Below are 19,628 nucleotides of genomic sequence, written 5' to 3' on the forward strand. Positions count from 1 at the left end.
CCCTGCGGGTCGGCTCGAACGCTGCGGCAGCCCCAGGCTCAAGTCACTTCGGCTGGGCTCGGCCGGATCGGGTCGGTATTCAGCAGTTGGGTTCGCGCCGGGGTTGCTGTAGGGCGTTCCTACGGAACGCCTCCACAGCCGGGCACATCTGATGTCTGCGAAGAGTCTCCGGCCAGCAGGTCCTTGGCGGTGGCGAACTGAGGACCGGCGGTATCCCGGTCCTGATCGAGGCACGTCGGCCATGTGTCTCGATCTCCGGTCATCTCGGGCTATCTTGAACATCTTTGCCAATCCTAAGAACTTCGATTAAAGCCTTGTTTGTTCACATTATCGGGCAGCCAGAAGGATGCAATAGTCTCACCTGGAATTGGAGGTTGGCGATTGAATCGTTCGATAAAATGGGAGCATGAGTTCGATCGTGATCGATGTGGCGTCGATGTCCACCAGGGAGTTGGTGGACGCGGCGGCCTTGATCGCGGCCGAACTCGCCCACCGGGAGGCGCCCGAGAGCCCGGCGGCGTGCATGCAGGCCGCCGAAACCCTGGTCCGCGCCGTTGACCGGCACGAGAGCGCCCTCGCCGCGTTGATCAGCCGGGTGGACACCACCGGCGAGCTGCGTCGCCGGGGCTACCCGTCCGCCCGGGCGTGGTTACGCTCTCGTCTGGGCATGCGTGAGGCCCGCGCGAAGGAACGTCTTGCTCTGGCCCGCGAGCGCCATCGCCTGCCCGAGGTCACCAAGCTCCTGGCCTGCGGCGAGCTGTCCTATGGGTACGCCGCCACCATCGCAGGCGCCGTCACCCGCCTGAACGCCGAGGACTGCGCCGCAGCCGAAGACATCCTGCTCGGTCTGGTCCGCCAAGGGTTCTCCGCCGGGAAGGTCGCAGCGTTCGGAACCCGGATCGCCCAACTGGTCGCCGAGCGGGACGGTACCGAAGCCCCCGATGCGGACTCCGGCCGCGGCTACGACCGCTCCTGGATCGACTCGACACGGTCACTGGACGGCGGCCGCTACATCAAAGGGTGGCTCAACGCCGAGGACGCCGCCATCTGGGACGGCACCCTAGGGCCCCTGGCCAAGCCCGCCGGGACCGACGACCGGCGCGACTTGTCCGAACGCACGGCGGCCGCGTTGACCGGCGTCCTCTCGGGCGGGCACAAGGCCACCAAGGTCACCGTCATCTGTGATCTGGACACCCTCACCGGAGGGCAGGCCCCCGCCCGGCTCACCGACGGCACGCCGATTCCCGCCGCGCAGGCCCGCCGCATAGCCCTCAGCGCAGGCGTCTCCGCCCTGATCCTGGGCCGAGGCCACCTACCCCTCTACCTCGGCCACAGGGCGCGGTTCGCAAGCCCCGCCCAGCGCCAAGTCCTGGAAACCCTCTACCCCACCTGCGCCGTCGAGAGCTGCGAGGTGCCCGGCACCCTCTGCGAGGTCGACCACGTCCACGGTTGGGCTCTGGGCAGCCCCACCGACATCGACAAACTCGCCCTCACCTGCGGGTGGCACAACCGCTGGAAGTCCTCAAACCCCGAGCAGATCCACGTCACCAGGCGCGCGGACGGCCGCTACGCCTACCATCTCCGCACTCCCGAGGAAGCCCGCAACCGTCCCCCACCTCCACCGGCGGAGATGCACTACCGCGCCGCCTGATCCCGGTGCCGTTCACCCTGGATCGGTCCCTTGGGATCGGTTCCTTGGGGGTCGAAGCCACCGTTGGGCTGAGCCGAGCAGCACGGTCTCGTCCGGCATGACCCGGAGTGACTGCCGGGCGAGCTCGACCACCGCCGGCCAGCCGACCTCGCCGGCTATCTGGAACCCCTGGTCGTGGGTCGTCCCGGTGCGTGCCGGCGAACAGGTCGGGGGTCAGGACCTGATGCCCGGCGCGCCGAAGTCGCTCGGCCGCGCTCCACTCGGCGGCGCGCAACCCGACATCATCCCGCCGTCAGGGCTCCAGCCGCCTTTGGAGATCGACAGGCGACACGGGTGCGGGCGGTCACGCGGCTCGGCGGCACCGCGGAGGCGGGGTTCGGCTCCAGCGTCTGCTCATCGCCATTGGGCATCCGGTGCCGGGACCAGGCGAAGGAAATGGTCGGAGTGGGGACGTCCGAATCGACCGCCAGCCGCATCCTGGTCCCGACCTCGTCGCCCGGTGCGGCGGTCAGGATGACGATCTTCCGCTCCGCGGCGCCGTCGGTCATGACGTCCCAGTCAACCGTGGTCGGCCCGACCGAGGGGGGTCGACGACCTTGTGCTGCTCCCAGTGCGCGCCGACCGCGCCGGTGGCCCACAGCGCGGTGAAGCGCTAGTTGCCCGAGGTGAGCACGTGGATCAGGTCCGTCAGGCGCGTGCTGTTCGGAAAGCGTCCCGTGGCGCGGCGCAGGTCGGACACGAGTGCGGCCTCGACCGCCTCCTGGGCGGCCGCGTTCACGGGCCAGTGCGAGAGGCGCGGCCCCTCCTCGTCGCTCGGGAAGGTGTCGCGGGCGAAGTCGCGGAGGTGCGGTGGGGTCCGCGGCGGGTCTCCCAGCAGCGCCGCCCAGCCTCGGTTCCAGCAGATCAACCGTAGTCCGCGGCGAAGACCGCGGCGGCGGTGTCGCCCAGCCTGGTGAGCAGGCGCCCGAGGCCGGGCGGGATGTCGTCGGAGAACTCCCGGTCGGACGGTGGGACGAAGCCGACCACCCGGTAGAGGTGATCTCGCTCGGCGCCGGTGAGCCGCAGGACGCCGGTGAGCCGCAGGGCGCGGTGAGCCGCAAGGGGCCGGTGAGCCAGGGCGCGGGCGAGCGCGAGCGCCACCTGCGCCGGGGGTCGTGGAGCGTCCCTGTTCGAGGCGCACGACGTAGTCGACGGAGATCACGGCTAGGTCGGCCGGTTCCTCCCGCCGCAGACCTCTCGCCCGGCGGGTGCGGCCGCCCGGCAGTCCCGCGGCCGTCGGCGGGATGCGGTCGCGCCACGAGCGCGATGTGGCGCCCAGCGTCGCGGCGTCAGTGGCCATACTTCGGTTCTCGCCGGTCACCGCCGGGCGAGGGTGGTGCCCCTCTTCCTCTCGTTGGTCCGTCTCTTGCGGCGGGCCCGGCGGTCGGCGAAGTTGACCACATGAGCCTCTCCTTCGCCCATGACCACGTCGGCATCAACCTCACCCCCGAGGACCTCGACGCCACCATCGCCTGGTACTCCCGAACGCTCGGCTTCACCGTCGACCGGCGGTTCGACTCCCCCGGCATGACGTTCGTCTTCCTCGTCCACGGTGACGTCAAGATCGAATTGATGGCGGTCGCCTCCGTCCGCCAGGAGCCGATCGAGGACATCCTGTCGAGCATGGCCCCGGCGCGCCTGCACCACTTCTGCCTCGCCGTCACGGACCTCGACGCGGTCGTCACCGAGCTGCGCGACCTGGGCGTGCGGCTGCTCGGCGGCCCCATGACGATCGAGGAGCTCGGTCAGCGCATCGCGTTCATCAGCGACAACCTCGGCAACATCATCGAGCTCGCCGAACCCGGCACCTGGCCCCCGGGCGCTCGATCGAACTGAGCGCCCCACCGCCCAGGCAGCGTCACCGCTCCAGGCGCCCCTTGATCTGCTCGACCAACCCCGCGAACTGCACCACGCTCAACGCAAGGTGACCGCCATCCGGATCCTTGGAATCACGCACGCCGATCCCCACCCCCGGCGCAAGACGCCCCAGCTCAACACACTGCTGATCACTAATGCCGCCGCTGTGACTGCTCTTCCGCCAATTAACGATCACGAGTACTGCTCCAAGTGTCGCTTGATAAGGGCAAGTGAGGCGTCCTCAGGGAGGGCCTTCGCACCGATACGTTCGAACTTAGTCGAAAAATCCCTCGCTTCAACAGGGCTCTCGATCAAGCGGCCGCCGTTCTGGGCACCGGCGTAGGCGACATCCCGCTCCGGCAGGCTGATGACCTGGAACGGCCCGTCGAAGCCGTGGTGAGGGCCGGCCGCCGCAGGCACGATCCTCATGATGACGTTCGACTGACTCGCAAGGTCGAGCAGGTGCTCCAGTTGGCACCTCATGACCTCGGGGCCACCGACGGGACACGACAATACGCTTTCGTCCACAAGCATCCACAGTGTTGGCGGGTCGACCCGCTCCAAGATCAGGCGTTGCCGCTCCACGCGGGTGCCGACCTCGTCCTCAAAGTCTTTCGCCGCTTCCGTTCGGAGCATCGCGCGGATGTATCCCTCGGTTTGAAACGGGCGAGGTATCGCCTTGCCGTGGTAGGTCTTGATCGCAAGAGCTTGTTTCTCGTACTCCATGCACTGGCGTGCCCAGTCTGGATCGTGCGCCATTCGGGCAAACCAGAGGATGAGCTGAAAAAGCAGTCCCGTCCCATAATGCTTGTCAAGCAGCCGCATCTGATCATCCTGGGGACGTCGCCTGCCCGCCTCCAGGTTGGAAACGGTGGAACGCGCGGCACCGATGATCTCGCCGCACTGAGCAAGCGACAGCCCGGCCTTCTCCCTCATGAAACGCATGTAGAAGGCCAGGAAGTGCCACACCGACACCCTGGGGTCCAAGGGTTCCCGAACAGAGGACATGGCTGCTCCCGGGTTTTCAACTCACGTGGACACAGCGAAATATTAAGCATCTCCGGACAGCCTTGCCACGGGAAATCGAAACCGAGCGAAGGCGGGGCGCGGATGGCGACGGCGGCCGGAGAATTGATCATTCCCTTGATGGGGTCCGCGGCGGCGGTGGGGTTGGCGCGGACACTGGCGGGGGCGCGATTTCACAAATGGGGCTATTCGCACGTTCTCGATGATGCGCTGCTCATCGTCTCGGAGCTCGTCACCAACGCGGCGCAGCGGACGCCGGGGGCGGAGTTGCGGCTCCAGGTCAGCCGGGACGTGCACGGGGTCATCATCGCCGTGTGGGACGGGGCGTCCGACTTGCCGCGGGCCAGGCCGAAGACCGGGCTCACCCTCGATGATCTCGACCTGTCCGAGGAGGCGTTCGACGACAACGGCGGTTGGGGGCTGCACATCGTCCAGGCCCTGTCCGCCGCGTGCGGGGTGACGCGCGACCCCGGCGGCGGCAAGTGGGTCTGGGCGCGGATCATCCCGTAAGCCCTCGCTCGTGTTTCATGAGCACTATTGGGCGGGCGCTGCGGGGCAGTGGGTGCAGGCGCCGCGGCGGCGGTAGTAGTAGGCGAGCGCCGCGGCGGCCAGCAGCGGCCCCCACAGCCCGAGCGGTACGAACACCAGGCTGAAGAGCAGCCCCTCCTCTCCCCGAGGGATCTCCGTGACCAGGAAGACGGTGAACAGGGTCAGCACGGCCGAGACCACCAGTGCCGCGCTGGTGGGGACGGCGACCGGTATCGGGCGCCCATGCACCACCGGAACCCATCTCGGCCACACCTCCCCCCAAGGGCGGATGAGCCCGCGGATCAGGATCGCTCCCCCCTCGGACACGCAGCCGAGGAGCATGCCGGTGACCCAGATCCCCCAGCCGCCGTCCTCGGGGAACGCGATCCCCCACGGCGTCAGCCAGGTCAGCCGGACGAGCCCGTACGGCAGGGGCATGAGCGCGGCGGCGATCGTCACCTTCCGCCCCCAGCGCGCCGCGGCCTGCGGCCGCGTCCAGGCGGCGCCGGGTCGGCCGCAGCGGGCGCAGCGCCGCTTGCCGATCCGGAACGTGGTCACCGTGCAGGCCGCCCAGATGGCCCCGCCGACGACGGCGAACACGCCCCAGTGGGCGCCCTTGTACGCCACGATGAAGGCGGCGAACCCGGCCCCCGCCGCCGCCGGAACCCCCACCAGCACCGACGTGCCCACCCGGCCGAGACGCAGGGCGCGCGCCAGCAGCGCCGCCGGCAGGACGACCGGCGCCGAGAACGCGGAGGCGTAGGCGACGGCGATCATCAGGCTGTAGCCCGGAAGCACGAATCCCAGCCCCGCGTATCCGGCCGCGAGGCCGAGAAGCGGTCGGCGCATCGCCTCGACGCGTCGCCGGTCGCGCAGGACGAGAGCCACCGCGACGCCCAGCCCGCCGAGCACGAGCAACCCGATCGCCCCAGGACGCGCCCCGATGTCGAAGGCCAGCGGGGGAGATTCCGCGTCCCCCCGCCCCAGCAGATACGCCGACGGCTGCAGCACCCACCACAACCCCAGTCCGGCCGCCACCGCCGACCAGCACAGCGCGGCCCCGGTGGTCCGCCCGTGCGCCTGCTCTGCCCCTGTGATCGCCACGAAAGCTCCCTCCCCTGCAAGCGATCACCATCGTCGGCGGCCCACTTCGGCCGGTAACCCCTCGAAAGAGCCATCCCGCTCCCCCGCACGGGGGAACGGGATGCAAGCCGGAGCCCCGGGGGCGCCGCCGGAGGGTTCGGGGTAGCCGGGCCGCTGTGCTTCCTGGACAAGCCTTCCGGTTATCCATCTCTTGCGGGGGCCCGGCGGTCGGCGAAGTTGGCCGCATGAGCATCTCCCTCTCCCATGACCATGTCGGCATCACCCTGACTCCGGAGGACCTCGACGCCACCATCGCGTGGTACTCGCGGACGCTCGGCTTCACCGTCGAGCGGCGGTTCGAGACCCACGGCATGACGTTCGCCTTCCTCGTCCACGGAGACGTCAGGATCGAACTGATGGCGGTCGCGTCGGACCGCCGGGCGCCGGCCGGCGACATCCTGTCGAGCATGAACCCGGCGCGGCTGCACCACTTCTGCCTCGCCGTCGCGGATCTCGACGCGGTCGTCACCGAGCTGCGCGACCTGGGCGTGGACCTGATGGGCGGCCCCATGACGATCGAGGAGATCGGGCAACGCGTCGCGTTCGTCAGCGACAACCTCGGAAACATCATCGAGCTCGCCGAACCCGGCACCCGGGCCTAGCCCGCCTGGCGGTTCAGCCTGTGCGGTGGCCGAGGTGGTGGAGTGCGGCGTCGAGACAGCGGCGGAGGTCGCCGGCGTCGGGGGCCACGGCGGTGAGGAGGACGCCCGGGCCCGCGAGCGGGGTGATGACGCCGTGCGCGCGCTGGCATGTCGTCGAGTATTCGCGTTCCGGGCGGATCGTCCCGGTACGTCGGGTCGACGACGAGCAGTTGGCCGACGGCGCGGTTGCCGGCCAGCACGGCGGGGCCGTCCCAGTCAGGGGCGCCGGGACCGTAGGCGCAGTGCTGGTCCAGCAGTGTCCGTCCGCCGCGGCGGACGGTGATGCGGCCGGCCAGCCGTCCCGTCGGCTCGTGTGCGCGGCCGAGGACCTGCTGTTCGCTGAGGACGAGCCGGGCGGTGCGGGCCAGGTCGACGCGGACGTGCTGGCGCAGGTCGCTTCCGGCGGCGGAGATGACGGGTTCGGGCAGCCGGTGCAGCCGCGCGGAGTCCGCTACGCGCAGCGCCACGTCGAGGACCGCGTGGTCGGGTGCGGGCCCGGGCAGCGCGACCGTGGCGGCGGCCGAGATGGCGCGCAGGTCGGCGCCCGGCCCGACGACGGCCTCGATGCGCAGGCGGTCGCCGTTGTGCGGGGCGCTCATGGTGTTCAGCAGGCAGACGCGCGCCTCGGAGCCGCGGGGGCGGAGGCGGCGGAGCGCGAAGGGGCCGTCGCCGTGGAGCAGCGGCAGATCGGTGACTCCGTCCGCGGCCGTGGCCCTACGGTGGTGGCCTTGCTGCCCTCGGCGGGCCCCGTGCCGCCGCCGACGAGCGTCGTCACGCCCGAACCCAGCGCCTCGTCGAGCTGCTCGGGGCAGATGAAGTGGACGTGCGTGTCCACCCCGCCCGCGGTGAGGATCTTGCCGTTGCCGGCGATGATCTCGGTCTCCGGGCCGATCACGATGTCGGCGGCGACCGCGTGGTCGTCGTGGCGCCGGTTCATGGTCTCGGGGTTGTAGGCCTTGCCCAGGGCGACGATGTCACCGCCGCGCAGCGCGACATCCGCCTTGACGACGCCCCAGTGGTCCAGGACCACCACCCCGGTGATCACCGTGTCGGGGGCGCCCTCGGCGCGCGACACGCAGGACTGGCCCATCGACTCGCGGATCACCTTGCCGCCACCGAACACCACCTCGTCCCCGCTGTGCCCCGGGCCGCCCGCCCAGTCCTCGGTGATCTCGATCCACAGGTCGGTGTCGGCGAGCCGGATCCGGTCGCCCGCGGTCGGCCCGTACAGGTCGGCGTACTCCGCGCGCTCGAGCCGGGGACGGCACACTTCGGGCTCAGTCACGCAGTTCGCCTCCGACCATGCCGCGCAGCCCCATGACCTTCCGCTCCCCCTGCAGGGGAACCAGGTCGACCTCGACGCGGCAGGCGGTCTCGAAGCGCCGCGACTTGCCCGCGGGGATGTTCAGGCGCTTGCCGGAGGCGCACTCCCGGTCGGACGCCGCGTGCGGCGCCACCGGCACCGGCCGGATCTCCAGCGCCGGGTTCACCTCGTAGAAGTGGTAGTGGGAGCCGACCTGCACCGCGCGGTCGCCGGTGTTGCGGACCTCGACCCTCGTCACCGGCAGCCCCTCGTTGACCCGCACCGGCTCGGCCTGCCCCGGATGCTCGACCTGCCCGGGCGCGGTGACGTCGGGCCGAGCGGGGACGGGGTCGGTGATGGTCACCAGCTTGGTGCCGTCCGGGAAGGTCGCCTCCACCTGGATCATCTCGATCATCTCGGGGACGCCCTCCATCACCCCCCGGCGGGTGAGCACGGCGTGCCCCGAGGCCATCAGCTCCCGGACGGTCCTTCCGTCCCTGGCCCCTTCGAGCACGTGCGCGGTCAGGGGGACGGCATATCGTCCGCATATCGAAAATTGCATACGTGCTGACAACACGGCGCGGTCTTGGCTTGGGACATGGACTCCAAAGAATTGAGTTCGATCTCCTGCGAAGCGACCACGGATCTTCGCGCCCGAACGATGCCCGAGCCATCTCCCTCGTCAATCCCGACGACAGGACTCGTGGTCTTCGGATGCGGCCGGGACGAAGCCGCCTTGTTCCAGGAGATGGGGGCACGCCTCGGATTGTCGCTCACCATCACCGAGGCCGCCGTCTGCGAGACCAACGCTGAACTGGCACGCGGCAACCGATGCGTCAGCGTTAACCACAAGACTCAGATCACCAATCCCACGCTTCTAGCGCTGAGCAAGGCAGGTGTGGAATACATCTGCACCAGAAGCATCGGTTACGACCACATCGACCTGGAGTACGCCGAGAGCGTCGGCATCTCGGTCGGCAACGTCGCCTACTCACCGGACAGCGTGGCCGACTACACGTTGATGTTGATGCTCATGGTCGTGCGCCACGCGAAATCCACCATCCGCCGCACCGACACTCACGACTATCGGCTGAGCCACGCCCGCGGCAGGGAACTGCGGGACCTGACCGTCGGAGTGGTCGGAACAGGCCGCATCGGCACAGCGGTCATCGACCGGCTGCGAGGCTTCGGCTGCCGCGTGCTGACCCACGACAACCGATCACACGCCTCGACCGGACACGTGCCGTTCGACGAACTGATCGAACTGAGCGACATCGTGACGCTCCACACCCCGCTCACGGCGGACACCCGCCATCTCCTCGATCGCCATCGCATCGAGCGGATGAAGCCCGGCTCGTACATCGTCAACACAGGTCGCGGACCGCTGCTCGACACCGAGGCCCTCCTCGCCGCACTGGAGAGCGGCAGGCTGGGCGGCGCGGCACTGGACGTCCTCGAAGGCGAGGAAGGCATCTTCTACGCCGACTGCCGGAACAGGTATCTCGAGAACGAGGCCCTGGTACGACTGCAGCGCCTGCCGAATGTGCTGATCACTCCGCACTCCGCCTATGACACCGAACACGCCCTGAAAGACATCGTCGAGAACAGTCTCATCAACTGCCTGAACTTCGAGAGCGGGAGAACAGCATGAGCAGGTTGAAGGTCGGAGTCATCTTCGGAGGCGCTTGCGAGGAACATCCCGTCTCCATCAAGTCAGCGCGCGAGGTCGCAAGGAACCTCGACACCGAGAAGTACGAGCCGTTCTGGATCGGCATCACGGCCGACGGCGATTGGAAACTGTGCGACGGCCCCGCCGCGGACTGGGAGAACGGCGGCGCCCGTCCCGTCACGCTGTCACCTGACCGAAGCGTGCACGGTCTCCTGGTCATGGGGCAGGAGGGCTACGAGACGGTGCGCCTCGACCTCGTCTTCCCCGTACTTCACGGCAGGCTCGGCGAGGACGGCGCGATCCAAGGCCTGTTGGAGCTCTCCGGCATCCCCTACGTCGGCTGCGACATCCAGAGCTCGGCCGTGTGCATGGACAAGTCCTTGGCTTACAGCGTCACCAGGAGCGCGGGAATCGCCACGCCGAACTTCTGGGTCGTCACGGAGAACGAGAAGGTCGATCCCGACCGTCTTCGGTATCCCGTCTTCGTGAAGCCGGCTCGTTCGGGCTCCTCGTTCGGCGTCAGCAAAGTCACCGAAAAAGAGGAACTGACGAGCGCGCTGAGCGCGGCGCACCAGTACGACTCGAAGGCCTTGGTCGAGGAGGCCGTGGCCGGCAGCGAGATCGGCTGCGCAGTCCTCGAAGAACCATTCGGCCTGGTCACCGGCGAGGTGGACCGGGTCGACCTCTCGCACGGATTCTTCAGGATCCACCAGGAGGACTCACCCGAGACCGGATCGGAGAACTCGACGTTCATCGTTCCCGCCGACATCTCCGACGACTCGCGCCGGCTCGTCCAGGAGGCGGCCAAGACCATCTACCGCGCGCTGGGCTGCAAGGGACTTGCCCGCGTCGACCTGTTCCTCACCGACGACGGACAGGTGGTGCTCAACGAGGTCAACACCATGCCCGGCCTGACGTCCTACAGCCGCTACCCGCGGATGATGGCCGCCGCGGGATTGTCGCTGTCCGACGTGATCGACCGGCTCATCTCGATGGCACTGCACGGAAAGAAGCGATGATCGACGACTTCGTCTACGTCGACGACTGGGTGAAGGGCGTCCGCTGGGATGCCAAGTACGCCACCTGGGACAATTTCACCGGCAAACCGGTGGACGGCTATCTCGCGAATCGCATCGTCGGCACCCGGTCCCTGTGCGAGGCCCTCTCGCAAGCACGCGAGAAGGCGGCCTCCGTTGGCTTCGGGCTGCTTCTCTGGGACGGGTATCGCCCCCAACGCGCCGTCGACTGCTTCCTACGCTGGTCGGAACAGCCCGAGGATGGCCGGACCAAACCGCGACACTACCCGAACCTCGACCGGCCCCAGATGTTCGAGAACGGTTATGTGGCCGCGAAGTCGGGCCACAGCAGGGGCAGCGCCATCGACCTGACCCTCTATCACCTTGCCACCGGCGAGCTCGCTCCCATGGGGGGCGGCCACGACCTCATGGACCCGATCTCACGTCATCGAGCCCGAGGAATCACGCCGACCGAGGCCCAGAACCGTGAGCATCTCCGTTCCATCATGGAGGACTGCGGATTCGATCGGTACGACTGCGAATGGTGGCACTACACGCTTAGAGACGAGCCCCATCCTGATGTCTACTTCGACTTCCCCATCACGTGATCGGAGTCTCCACTGCATCTCGCAGTGGGGACATCTGGAACGCAACGACGAGGTCGTCATGCAGCGCACCGGCCTATCGGGGCTGGAGGTCTTCCTGGGCGGCACCGATCCATCGCGACTGCACGACTGGGCCTCCGACGGATACCGCTCAGGCGAGGAATACCTTTTCTGGTCCCGCAAGGTCTGCGGTCTAGCGTGCCTGCAGTCGCTGCTCCAGGGCTGGACCGACATCAGGCTGCCGATGGGCGAACTCCTCGCGCTGGCCCTCGACTGGGGCTGCTACGTGGTGGAGCCCTCCGGCAAGGTGCAGGGGCTCATCTACCGGCCGTTCATGGCCTGGGTCAGCTCACAGTTCGGATTCCACTGCGAACTGGTCGAGCGCACGCCCATTTACATATCCAGCCAAAAAGTGCAACCCGGGCAGGTCATGATCGCGTCAGTATCACCCGAGATTCGCGACCCGAACACCCACGCGCCCCAACGTGGAGGCCACCTCGTGCTGGTCTATGCGGTCGAAGACGATGTGGTGCGGTTCCATAATCCGTCGGGCTATTCACACAATTCAGACTCCGCGTCATTGCCGATGCAGGTGTTCGAGCGGTTTCACGCGAACCGCGGAATCCTGATCGGAGGGACATCGTGATGCCGGGCGAGCCGCCACCGCGCGTCGTCGTCGCCGGCGGCCATTCGGCAGGGCACATCGAGCCCGCGATGAACTTCGCCGACGCCCTGCGCCGTCTGGAGCCCACGGCCGAGATCACCGCCCTCGGCACCGTCCGCGGTCTGGACACCACGCTCGTTCCCGCCCGCGGCTACCCGCTCGAACTCATCCCACCGGCGCCGCTGCCGCGCAAACTGAACCGGGCCCTGCTGCAGACGCCGGGCAGGCTCCGCGACTCGGTGCGGGCGGCCGAGATCGTGCTCGACCGCGTCCGGGCCGAGGTCGTGGTGGGCTTCGGTGGCTACGTGGCCATGCCGGCCTACCTTGCCGCCCACAGGCAGGGCCTGCCGATCGTCGTCCACGAGGCGAACGCCCGGCCCGGAGTGGCCAACCGGCTGGCGGCCCGGATGACGACGCACGTGTTCACCGCCGCGCCGAGTGTCCGGCTGGCGCACGCCACCGCCATCGGGATTCCGCTGCGGCCGGCGATCACCGGGCTCGACCGGCCCGTGCTGCGCGACGCCGCCCGGCGGCGGTTCGGGCTGCGACCCGACGGGCCGGTACTGACGGTCACCGGCGGCTCGCAGGGCGCCCATTCGATCAACGCCGCGGTGTCCGGCGCGGCTGCGGCGTTGCGGGCGACCGGTGTACAGGTGCTGCACATCACCGGGCCGCAGCACGTGGTCGGAGCGCCGGACCGCGACCCCGCCGATCCGCCCTACGTCGTCGTACCCTTCGTAGACGAGATGCACTACGCCTACGCAGCGGCCGACTTCGTGATCTGTCGCTCGGGAGCGATGACGTGCGCCGAACTGGCCGCCGTCGGTCTGCCGGCCGCGTACGTCCCGCTACCGCTGCGCGGCGGTGAGCAGCGGCTGAACGCCGAGCCGGTCGTCGCGGCCGGTGGGGCACTGCTCGTCGACGACGGCGACCTCGATCCGGCTTGGATCGAGACCACCCTGATCCCGGTGCTCACCGATCCCGAACGGATCGCGGCGATGTCGGCCCACGCGTCGGCGGCCGGCACACCGGACGCGGACCTCATCCTGGCCCGGCGCGTGCTCGCCGCTGTCGCGGAGCAACGAAGTACCGCCTCACGAGGCTTGGAGTGAACCGTGCGGATACGGCTCGTCGTCACGGGTCGAGGGTGTCGACGGCGGCGGTGGTGGCGCCGCCGGAGAGGGTGGGGAAGCCGGGGCCGCGGTCGAAGAACGGGGTCGGGCCGCGCTCCACGCGCAGGCGCGCCCGCAGGGTCTCGGTCGCCTCGGCGTCCACCGCTCCATCCGCCAGGACGACGCCGTAGTCCTCGCGGGCGCCGTCCAGGGAGACCTTGCCGTCGCGGACGTCGGCGGCCACGCGGGACGGGTCGCGGTTCAGCGGGTCGCCCCAGCCGCCCCCGCCGGTGGTGCGGATGCGGATGACCTGCCCGGCGCGGACGGGCCGGTCGTCCACCAGGCCGTCCATCTCCTCGCCGTCGATGTCGACGCGGAACGGGCGTCCCGCGCGGCCGCCGTTGACGCCCCAGCACGACAGGATGGAGCGGTCGGCGATCGACATGTAGTGGGCGTCGCGGAGCATCCGGATGTGCTTGTCGTAGCCGAGGCCACCGCGGTACTCCCCCGGCCCGCCGGAGTCGACGGCGAGGCCGAGGCGTTCGACGACGAACGGCCAGCGCGCCTCGGCGAACTCGGCGGGGATGTTGCGGGAGTCGGGGACGACGTGGATGGTGTCCTCGCCGTCGGCGTAGTAGCGGCCGCCCGAGCCGCCGCCGAGGACCTCGCGCATCAGGTAGGGGCCGCGGTCGTCCTCGCCGTAGACGCCCGTGTAGCGGATCGTCTCCTGGTCGGCCGGCATCCGCCCGCCCGTCGCCTTGGCCAGCACGCCCGCGAGGACGCCGAGCAGCCGCAGGATGACGAACGTGCGGGCGTTGGTCGGGGCGGGGAACACGGGCGTGAGCAGCGTGCCCTTCTCCGGGAACCGCATCTCGATCAGCGGCACCACGCCCTCGTTCACGTCGAGTTCGGCGGCCCGCTCGGGGGTGTCGGCGAGGTTGCGCAGGACGGGCGCCAGCCACTTCTTCAGGAACACCCCGTCGGAGTAGTCGCCCGCGTGGTTGATGGGCCCCCTGGCCTGCGGGGACGTCCCGGTGAAGTCGATGGTCAGCGGGACGGCGGCCGCCTTGTCGACGGTCAGCGTGATGCGCTGCGCGTGCAGGCGGGGCGGGTCGACGCCGTCGTGCTCGGCGTAGTCCTCCCACACGAACGTCCCGTCCGGGATCTTGGCGAGCAGCTCGCGGCGGAACGTCTCGGTGGTCCGGTCGATGATGGCCTCGAAGCACGCCTCCACGTCGGCGCGGCCGTAGCGGGCGAACAGCTCGCCGAGGCGGCGGGCGCCCATCAGGCAGGCCGAGCACTCGGCGTCCAGGTCGCCGGCGAGCGAGTCGGGCATCCGCGAGTTGCGGGTCATGATGGTCAGCGCCGCCCGGTTCGGCACGCCCCGGTCCCACAGCTTGATCGGCGGGACCATGAGGCCCTCCTCGAACGCGCTGCGGGCGTGGCTCGGCATCGATCCGGGGACGGCGCCGCCGATGTCGTCGTGGTGGCCGAACGCCTGGACGAACGCGACCACCTCGTCCTCGTGGAACACCGGGACCGTCACGCACAGGTCCGGCAGGTGCCCGATGCCGCCTTCGGACAGGTACACGTCGTTGTGGAAGAAGACGTCGCCGGGCCGCATCTCCTCCGGCGGGAAGTCGCGGGCGACCGGCTGGACGAGCGCCGAGTACGACCGCCCGGTCAGCTTGCGCAGGCGCCGGTCGTGGATCCCGGCGCGGAAGTCGTGCGCGTCGCGGATCATCGGCGAGCGGGCGGTGCGGGCGATGGCCGTCTCGACCTCGCGCTCCACCGACGCCAGCGTCCCTTCGACGATCTCCAGCAGGATCGGGTCCGTCAGGGGGCCGGTCATCGCGTCACCACCAGGTTGCCGTGGCCGTCGAGGTTCGCCGTGAAGCCGGGGTGCAGCGGAAGCGTCGAGCCGAACTCCTCGATGACGGCCGGGCCTTCGACGGTGTCGCCGGGCGCGAGTTTCTCGCGCCGGTAGACGGCCGACTCCTCCCACGCGTCGAAGTAGACCGTCCGGGTTCCGGTGCGGGCCCGGGACGCGTCGCCGTCCCCGGGCGGGCGCTCGGTCAGGCGCGGCCGTTCAATGGGGCCGATGCCGGAGACCCGCAGGTTGACCCATTCGACCGGGTGGCGCGGGTCGTCCCGGTAGCAGTAGCCGTAGAGGGCCTCGTGCGCGTCGTGGAACCGGCGGACGACCTCGGCGCGCAGCTCCCCGTCCGGCGGCCCGGCGGGCGCGGCGACCCGCACCTCGAACGCCTGGCCGTAGTAGCGCAGGTCGGCGGAGCGGGCGAAGCGGCGGCGGTCCTCGGGGAACCCCTCGCGGGCCAGCGCCTCGGCGGCCTCGGCTTCGAGGTCGGCGTAGACCTCGGCGAGGAGCGCGGGGTCGAGCTCGGCGTCGCCGACCACGCGGGTCCGGACGTAGTCGTTCTTCACGTCCACCGTGAGCAGCCCGAACGCCGACAGGTTGCCGGGGTTCTCCGGGACGACGGCGGCGGGCAGGCCGAGGACGTCGAGCAGCCGGCACGCCAGCAGGGGGCCGGAGCCGCCGAACGCGACGAGCGGGTAGTCGCGCACGTCCAGGCCGCGCTTCACGGTGATCTGCCGGATGGCGTTGGCCTGGTTCCACGCGGAGATCTCCAGGATCCCGGCGGCGGCCCGCTCGACCGGCAGGCCGAGCTCCGCGGCGAGCGCCTCCAGGCCCCGGCGGGCGGCGGCCACGTCCAGCGGCACCTCGCCGCCCAGCAGGTGCGGCGGGATGCGGCCGAGGACGGCGTGCGCGTCGGTCACCGTGACCTCGGCGCCGCCGCGCCCGTAGCAGAGCGGCCCGGGATCGGCCCCGGCGCTGCGCGGCCCGACCTTCAGCGCGCCCTCCGGCGAGCGCCACGCGACCGACCCGCCGCCCGCGCCGACGGTCACGATGTCGATCATCGGGATCTTGACGGGGTGGCGGCCGATGGAGCCCTCGGTGGTGAGGGTCGGCTCGCCGTCCAGGACCACCGCGACGTCGGTGGACGTCCCGCCGCCGTCCAGCGTCACGACCGAGCCGTGCCCGCTGCGCGAGACGACGAACGCCGCGCCGAGCGCCCCGGCCGCCGGGCCGGACAGGACGGTCGTGATCGGCTGCCGCGCCACCTCGTCCGCCGACAGCACGCCGCCGTTGCTCTTCATCACCAGCAGCCGCGCCGCGACGCGCTCGGCGATCCGCGCGAGGTAGCCGTTCATCGCGGGCTTGACGGCGGCGTCGACGAGCGTCGTCACCGACCGCTCGTACTCGCGGTACTCGCGCAGCACCTCGCACGACAGCGACACGACCGCGTCCGGGTGCTCGCGGGCCAGCACGTCCCGCATCGCCAGCTCGTGCGACGGGTCGGCGTAGGAGTGCAGGAAGCACACCCCGATCGCGAGGATCCCCTGGTCGCGGAACCAGCGGGCCGCCGCGACCGCCGACTCCTCGTCGAACGGGCGCAGCTCGGCGCCGGTGTGGTCGAGCCGCCCGCCGACCGACCGCACGCGGTGCGCGGGGACGATCCGCGGCGGCTTCACCCAGAAGTAGCTGTTGCCGTAGCCGTCCGGGACGCTCTGCCTGGCGATCTCCAGGACCGACTCGAAGCCCTCGGTCGTGACGAACCCGAGGTCGTCGATCCGGTCCTCCAGGAGCCGGTTCGTCGCGACCGTCGTCCCGTGCGACAGCGCCGCGACGTCCTGCGGCCCCGCGCCGGTCAGCCGGAGGATCTTGGCGACGCCGTCGGCGAACCCCTCGGCCGGGTCGGCGGGCGTCGAGGGCGTCTTCGTGGTGACGAGGGTCCCGTCGCCGTCCAGGGCGACGACGTCGGTGAACGTCCCGCCCGTGTCGATGCCGATCCGCAACCGCGTCACCACAGGCCCCGCCTCACCAGGAACACCGCCTCACCATGGTCATAGGGTCTACCGGACGCCGCCCACCTGCGAAACCGTCGCAATCTGCCAACGGAAGGGCCGTTCTTTCGTGACCCGCGTGCGGATAGGCTGAGCAGCTCTGTTCTGTCCTTGCATCCGACGAGACCGCTGGAGCCCGTTCATGGCGCTTGAACGCCCCGAGATCGACTTCCCCGAGGGCCAGCCGCCCGCCTACCTCGACATCACCGACATCACCGAGGGCGACGGCCCCGAGGCCGTCAAGGGCTCGCAGGTGTCGATGCACTACGTCGGCGTGTCGTGGTCGACCGGCGAGGAGTTCGACGCGTCCTGGAACCGCGGCGGCACGCTGGACTTCGAGCTCGGCTCCGGCCGCGTCATCAAGGGCTGGGACATGGGCATCGCCGGCATGAAGGTCGGCGGGCGCCGCAAGCTCGTCATCCCGCCGCACCTCGCCTACGGCGACCGCAGCCCGAGCCCCGCCATCAAGCCCGGCGAGACGCTCATCTTCGTCGTCGACCTCGTGGCCGTCAGCTAGCACGCGGCCACCGGTCGGCGGTCGGCCGACCGGATCGAACGGCGGGTGTCCTGGGCAGTCTCCCGGGGCGCCCGCCGTCGCCGTTTCCAGGGGTGGTCGTCCGACCTTCCCGGGTTCGCGAGGCCTTCGCGGCGCGTCTCAGCGGGAGCGGCGGCCGATGAGGTAGCCGACCGCCACGCCCGCGAGGGCGACCGCTCCGCCGGTGCCGAACGCGGCGGCCATCGGGAGCCAGGCCCCCGAGGGCGCCGGCTCGGCCGCGGCGCGTCCCGGGTACACGGCGCGTCCCGGAGTCGCAGTCCCGGCGGCGGACGGCGCGGGGGCCGCTGGCACCGGTTCCCCGGCGGGTACCGGGGACGGGGCCGCGAGCGCGATGAGGTCGCGTTCGACGGCGGAGAAGAACTCGCCCGCGGTGCGCTTGGCGACGCTGCCGAGCATCCGCTGCCCGACGCCGCCGACCATCCCGCCGACGACCGCGTCCGCGTCGTAGTCGATCCGGGTGGTGCCGTCGCCGTCCGTCAGCCGGACGCGGACCGTGGCGTCCACCGTGCCGGGCGCGCCCTGGCCGCGGGCGCGCAGCACGAACGAGCGCGGCGGGTCGGGGTCGGCAAGCTCGACCTGCCCCACGTAGGTGCCCTGGATCGACGCGACGCCCGCCGTGACCGTCATGCGGTAGGTGCCGTCCCCCGTCTCCTCCAGGGAGCGGCACCCGGGAATCGTCCTCGCCAGCACGGCCGGGTCCTGGAGCGCGTCCCAGACGCGGTCGAGCGGCGCGGCGACGCTGGCACTGCCGGTGAGCTGCATGACCCGACTTTAGAGAACCCGGCCCCCTCGCCGAACGGCAACTTCTGCCGAGTACACGCCGAGGATTGGTGAGATGCACTCCCCCGACGCCTGGGAATGGTCAGATATGTCCGGCAGGTTCCGCGCTGGGGCGAACCTGGACCGCCCCCCGCGCGTCAACCGATGCGGACCCACTGCACCCCAAAGAGCTTCAGAACCCCCCAGAGAACTTCAGACCCCCCAGCGAACGGAGTACGCGGTCGATGCCAGGAAAGACGCCCGTGATCGCCATGGTCGCCGCCGGAGTGTTCGGCGTGGCCGCGGGCGGCTGGCCCGTCGTGACCTCCGGGTTGGGCGGCGACTCAGGCCCGTCCATGCGGACTCAGCTCGCGTCCGTGCTCGACGACCAGCGGTGGGCGACGCCCAAGCCGGGGTCGTGGACGATGCCGAAGCCCGCCGCCAACGGCCTGCCGCCCGTCATCAACCACATCGAGACGCAGGAGCGCGTCGTCTTCCTGACCATCGACGACGGCTACACCTACGACTCGGAGTTCGTGAACCTCGTCCGCAAGGAGAAGGTCCCCATCCTGACGTTCCTGACCTCCACCTACATCAAGGGGCAGGGACAGTACTTCTGGGCCATGCGCAACGCCGGGTCGCAGATGGAGAACCACACCGTCACCCACCCCAACATGGCGACGCTCAGCGCCGAGTCGCAGAAGAAGGAGATCTGCGACTCCTCCGACGCCATCCAGAAGCAGTACGGGCGCCGCCCCCAGGTCTTCCGCCCTCCGTTCGGCAGCTACAACCAGACCACCCTGCAGGCGGCGAAGGACTGCGGCATCAAGTCGGTGCTGCTGTGGTCGGCGGAGTTCTACAACGGCACCTCCGGGCCCGGCGTCGGCTACAACGGCTTCGCGCGCGGCGACGGAGGCACGGGGTTCAAGCCCGGCGACATCATCCTCATGCACTACCGCAAGGGCCTCGCCCAGGAGTTCCAGATGATCCTCGGCTGGATCAGGCAGGCCGGGTTCCGGCCCGCCGCGGTCGAGAACTACCTGCCGCGCTCCCTCGGCGGAAACGCCCCTGACCAGCCGTCCCACGCCTGAAAGCGACCTTCCCGGAGGAAACCCGGTTGGGCCGGAGTCCCGGG

The 19,628-nt window shown here is 70.1% G+C and carries 22 protein-coding genes and 1 pseudogene; 11 read left to right on the top strand and 12 right to left on the bottom strand.

Translation table 11 applies throughout. From position 1 onward, the window contains the following. The first annotated feature begins 406 nt into the window (after positions 1-406). Entirely contained in the window at positions 407-1,651 is a 1,245-nt protein-coding gene (locus ABWI07_RS23535; protein ID WP_149257323.1) for an HNH endonuclease signature motif containing protein, read from the top strand. Between the two features lie 281 nt (positions 1,652-1,932). Here the strand turns inward: ABWI07_RS23535 and ABWI07_RS23540 are convergent, their stop codons facing one another. The 3 genes from ABWI07_RS23540 to ABWI07_RS23550 all read right to left on the bottom strand — a co-directional run bounded on the left by ABWI07_RS23540 (position 1,933) and on the right by ABWI07_RS23550 (position 2,791). After that, positions 1,933-2,199: a hypothetical protein gene (locus ABWI07_RS23540; RefSeq protein ID WP_353819807.1), complete on the bottom strand. Its 267-nt coding sequence runs from the start codon at positions 2,197-2,199 to the stop codon at positions 1,933-1,935. Between the two features lie 104 nt (positions 2,200-2,303). Further along, on the bottom strand, positions 2,304-2,558 hold the full coding sequence (locus tag ABWI07_RS23545; protein WP_200841668.1) for an MmyB family transcriptional regulator: 255 nt from the start codon (positions 2,556-2,558) through the stop codon (positions 2,304-2,306). Next, a complete protein-coding gene (locus tag ABWI07_RS23550) occupies positions 2,555-2,791 on the bottom strand; it encodes a hypothetical protein (protein ID WP_353819808.1) in 237 nt (78 codons plus the stop codon). The genes ABWI07_RS23545 and ABWI07_RS23550 overlap by 4 nt, the downstream gene beginning before the upstream one ends. A 300-nt stretch (positions 2,792-3,091) precedes the next feature. Here ABWI07_RS23550 and ABWI07_RS23555 point away from each other — a divergent pair, with 300 nt between their 5' ends. Then, entirely contained in the window at positions 3,092-3,526 is a 435-nt protein-coding gene (locus tag ABWI07_RS23555) for a VOC family protein (protein ID WP_160160844.1), read from the top strand. 22 nt (positions 3,527-3,548) lie between these two features. Here the strand turns inward: ABWI07_RS23555 and ABWI07_RS23560 are convergent, their stop codons facing one another. Both ABWI07_RS23560 and ABWI07_RS23565 read right to left on the bottom strand, forming a co-directional pair. Further along, positions 3,549-3,743, bottom strand: a complete 195-nt coding sequence (locus ABWI07_RS23560) for a DUF397 domain-containing protein (RefSeq protein ID WP_235036545.1) — start codon at positions 3,741-3,743, stop codon at positions 3,549-3,551. Next, on the bottom strand, positions 3,740-4,555 hold the full coding sequence (locus tag ABWI07_RS23565; RefSeq protein WP_353819809.1) for a helix-turn-helix domain-containing protein: 816 nt from the start codon (positions 4,553-4,555) through the stop codon (positions 3,740-3,742). The genes ABWI07_RS23560 and ABWI07_RS23565 overlap by 4 nt, the downstream gene beginning before the upstream one ends. Before the next feature lie 138 nt (positions 4,556-4,693). Between ABWI07_RS23565 and ABWI07_RS23570 the strand changes: the two genes are divergently transcribed. Then, positions 4,694-5,083: an ATP-binding protein gene (locus ABWI07_RS23570; protein WP_353819811.1), complete on the top strand. Its 390-nt coding sequence runs from the start codon at positions 4,694-4,696 to the stop codon at positions 5,081-5,083. Between the two features lie 24 nt (positions 5,084-5,107). Here ABWI07_RS23570 and ABWI07_RS23575 read toward each other — a convergent pair whose 3' ends face one another. Next, positions 5,108-6,205: a hypothetical protein gene (locus tag ABWI07_RS23575; protein ID WP_149257327.1), complete on the bottom strand. Its 1,098-nt coding sequence runs from the start codon at positions 6,203-6,205 to the stop codon at positions 5,108-5,110. Positions 6,206-6,429: 224 nt separating this feature from the next. Here ABWI07_RS23575 and ABWI07_RS23580 point away from each other — a divergent pair, with 224 nt between their 5' ends. Then, entirely contained in the window at positions 6,430-6,846 is a 417-nt protein-coding gene (locus ABWI07_RS23580; protein WP_353819812.1) for a VOC family protein, read from the top strand. Here ABWI07_RS23580 and ABWI07_RS23585 read toward each other — a convergent pair. The 3 genes and pseudogenes from ABWI07_RS23585 to ureA form a co-directional block, all read right to left on the bottom strand. After that, complete coding sequence (locus ABWI07_RS23585) at positions 6,843-7,697, bottom strand: urease accessory protein UreD (RefSeq protein ID WP_502912848.1); 855 nt, start codon at positions 7,695-7,697, stop codon at positions 6,843-6,845. The two genes, ABWI07_RS23580 and ABWI07_RS23585, sit on opposite strands and share 4 nt — an antisense overlap. Continuing rightward, positions 7,595-8,155: pseudogene (locus tag ABWI07_RS23590) on the bottom strand (amidohydrolase family protein); the annotation flags it as partial. The gene ABWI07_RS23585 and the pseudogene ABWI07_RS23590, both read right to left, overlap by 103 nt. A gap of 7 nt (positions 8,156-8,162) precedes the next feature. Further along, positions 8,163-8,750 (bottom strand): urease subunit gamma, encoded by a 588-nt coding sequence (ureA, locus tag ABWI07_RS23595; protein ID WP_353819814.1) that lies wholly within the window; start codon positions 8,748-8,750, stop codon positions 8,163-8,165. Between the two features lie 99 nt (positions 8,751-8,849). Here ureA and ABWI07_RS23600 point away from each other — a divergent pair, with 99 nt between their 5' ends. The 5 genes from ABWI07_RS23600 to ABWI07_RS23620 are packed head-to-tail and all read left to right on the top strand — an operon-like array spanning position 8,850 to position 13,254. Continuing rightward, positions 8,850-9,839: a D-isomer specific 2-hydroxyacid dehydrogenase family protein gene (locus tag ABWI07_RS23600; RefSeq protein ID WP_149258007.1), complete on the top strand. Its 990-nt coding sequence runs from the start codon at positions 8,850-8,852 to the stop codon at positions 9,837-9,839. After that, positions 9,836-10,876 carry a D-alanine--(R)-lactate ligase gene (gene vanA / locus ABWI07_RS23605; RefSeq protein WP_149257330.1) on the top strand — a complete coding sequence of 347 codons (1,041 nt, stop codon included), beginning with the start codon at positions 9,836-9,838 and terminating at the stop codon, positions 10,874-10,876. The genes ABWI07_RS23600 and vanA overlap by 4 nt, the downstream gene beginning before the upstream one ends. Then, positions 10,873-11,481: a D-Ala-D-Ala dipeptidase VanX gene (gene vanX / locus ABWI07_RS23610; protein ID WP_353819815.1), complete on the top strand. Its 609-nt coding sequence runs from the start codon at positions 10,873-10,875 to the stop codon at positions 11,479-11,481. The genes vanA and vanX overlap by 4 nt, the downstream gene beginning before the upstream one ends. A gap of 58 nt (positions 11,482-11,539) precedes the next feature. Continuing rightward, positions 11,540-12,124: a hypothetical protein gene (locus ABWI07_RS23615; protein ID WP_149257332.1), complete on the top strand. Its 585-nt coding sequence runs from the start codon at positions 11,540-11,542 to the stop codon at positions 12,122-12,124. Further along, positions 12,124-13,254: a UDP-N-acetylglucosamine--N-acetylmuramyl-(pentapeptide) pyrophosphoryl-undecaprenol N-acetylglucosamine transferase gene (locus tag ABWI07_RS23620; protein ID WP_353819816.1), complete on the top strand. Its 1,131-nt coding sequence runs from the start codon at positions 12,124-12,126 to the stop codon at positions 13,252-13,254. Before ABWI07_RS23615 ends, ABWI07_RS23620 begins: the two co-directional genes overlap by 1 nt. Before the next feature lie 22 nt (positions 13,255-13,276). On the opposite strand, the gene ABWI07_RS23625 is transcribed toward ABWI07_RS23620, so the two are convergent. Together ABWI07_RS23625 and ABWI07_RS23630 are read right to left on the bottom strand one after the other, a co-directional pair. Next, positions 13,277-15,106, bottom strand: coding sequence for a hydantoinase B/oxoprolinase family protein (locus ABWI07_RS23625; protein WP_353819817.1), 1,830 nt, complete (start codon positions 15,104-15,106; stop codon positions 13,277-13,279). Next, positions 15,103-17,142, bottom strand: coding sequence for a hydantoinase/oxoprolinase family protein (locus tag ABWI07_RS23630; protein ID WP_353819818.1), 2,040 nt, complete (start codon positions 17,140-17,142; stop codon positions 15,103-15,105). Before ABWI07_RS23630 ends, ABWI07_RS23625 begins: the two co-directional genes overlap by 4 nt. 178 nt (positions 17,143-17,320) lie before the next feature. Here ABWI07_RS23630 and ABWI07_RS23635 point away from each other — a divergent pair, with 178 nt between their 5' ends. Then, positions 17,321-17,695, top strand: a complete 375-nt coding sequence (locus tag ABWI07_RS23635) for an FKBP-type peptidyl-prolyl cis-trans isomerase (protein WP_149257335.1) — start codon at positions 17,321-17,323, stop codon at positions 17,693-17,695. 138 nt (positions 17,696-17,833) lie between these two features. On the opposite strand, the gene ABWI07_RS23640 is transcribed toward ABWI07_RS23635, so the two are convergent. Then, complete coding sequence (locus ABWI07_RS23640; RefSeq protein ID WP_353819820.1) at positions 17,834-18,496, bottom strand: SRPBCC family protein; 663 nt, start codon at positions 18,494-18,496, stop codon at positions 17,834-17,836. Between the two features lie 242 nt (positions 18,497-18,738). Here ABWI07_RS23640 and ABWI07_RS23645 point away from each other — a divergent pair, with 242 nt between their 5' ends. Beyond that, the gene (locus ABWI07_RS23645) at positions 18,739-19,584 is read left to right on the top strand and encodes a polysaccharide deacetylase family protein (RefSeq protein ID WP_353819821.1); all 846 of its coding nucleotides are present in this window, start codon (positions 18,739-18,741) and stop codon (positions 19,582-19,584) included. Positions 19,585-19,628: the final 44 nt, after the last annotated feature.

The organism is Actinomadura sp. NPDC000600 (assembly GCF_040492135.1).
Taxonomy (GTDB): domain Bacteria; phylum Actinomycetota; class Actinomycetes; order Streptosporangiales; family Streptosporangiaceae; genus Spirillospora.

What these genes read in the sequence shown, in the direction of transcription:
- ABWI07_RS23535 (WP_149257323.1), top strand. Translation starts at nt 407, where the DNA reads ATGAGTTCGATCGTGATCGATGTGGCGTCGATGTCCACCAGGGAGTTG.
- ABWI07_RS23540 (WP_353819807.1), bottom strand. Translation starts at nt 2,199, where the DNA reads ATGACCGACGGCGCCGCGGAGCGGAAGATCGTCATCCTGACCGCCGCA.
- ABWI07_RS23555 (WP_160160844.1), top strand. Translation starts at nt 3,092, where the DNA reads ATGAGCCTCTCCTTCGCCCATGACCACGTCGGCATCAACCTCACCCCC.
- ABWI07_RS23565 (WP_353819809.1), bottom strand. Translation starts at nt 4,555, where the DNA reads ATGTCCTCTGTTCGGGAACCCTTGGACCCCAGGGTGTCGGTGTGGCAC.
- ABWI07_RS23570 (WP_353819811.1), top strand. Translation starts at nt 4,694, where the DNA reads ATGGGGTCCGCGGCGGCGGTGGGGTTGGCGCGGACACTGGCGGGGGCG.
- ABWI07_RS23580 (WP_353819812.1), top strand. Translation starts at nt 6,430, where the DNA reads ATGAGCATCTCCCTCTCCCATGACCATGTCGGCATCACCCTGACTCCG.
- ureA (WP_353819814.1), bottom strand. Translation starts at nt 8,750, where the DNA reads ATGCAATTTTCGATATGCGGACGATATGCCGTCCCCCTGACCGCGCAC.
- ABWI07_RS23600 (WP_149258007.1), top strand. Translation starts at nt 8,850, where the DNA reads ATGCCCGAGCCATCTCCCTCGTCAATCCCGACGACAGGACTCGTGGTC.
- vanA (WP_149257330.1), top strand. Translation starts at nt 9,836, where the DNA reads ATGAGCAGGTTGAAGGTCGGAGTCATCTTCGGAGGCGCTTGCGAGGAA.
- vanX (WP_353819815.1), top strand. Translation starts at nt 10,873, where the DNA reads ATGATCGACGACTTCGTCTACGTCGACGACTGGGTGAAGGGCGTCCGC.
- ABWI07_RS23615 (WP_149257332.1), top strand. Translation starts at nt 11,540, where the DNA reads ATGCAGCGCACCGGCCTATCGGGGCTGGAGGTCTTCCTGGGCGGCACC.
- ABWI07_RS23620 (WP_353819816.1), top strand. Translation starts at nt 12,124, where the DNA reads ATGCCGGGCGAGCCGCCACCGCGCGTCGTCGTCGCCGGCGGCCATTCG.
- ABWI07_RS23625 (WP_353819817.1), bottom strand. Translation starts at nt 15,106, where the DNA reads ATGACCGGCCCCCTGACGGACCCGATCCTGCTGGAGATCGTCGAAGGG.
- ABWI07_RS23635 (WP_149257335.1), top strand. Translation starts at nt 17,321, where the DNA reads ATGGCGCTTGAACGCCCCGAGATCGACTTCCCCGAGGGCCAGCCGCCC.
- ABWI07_RS23640 (WP_353819820.1), bottom strand. Translation starts at nt 18,496, where the DNA reads ATGCAGCTCACCGGCAGTGCCAGCGTCGCCGCGCCGCTCGACCGCGTC.
- ABWI07_RS23645 (WP_353819821.1), top strand. Translation starts at nt 18,739, where the DNA reads ATGCCAGGAAAGACGCCCGTGATCGCCATGGTCGCCGCCGGAGTGTTC.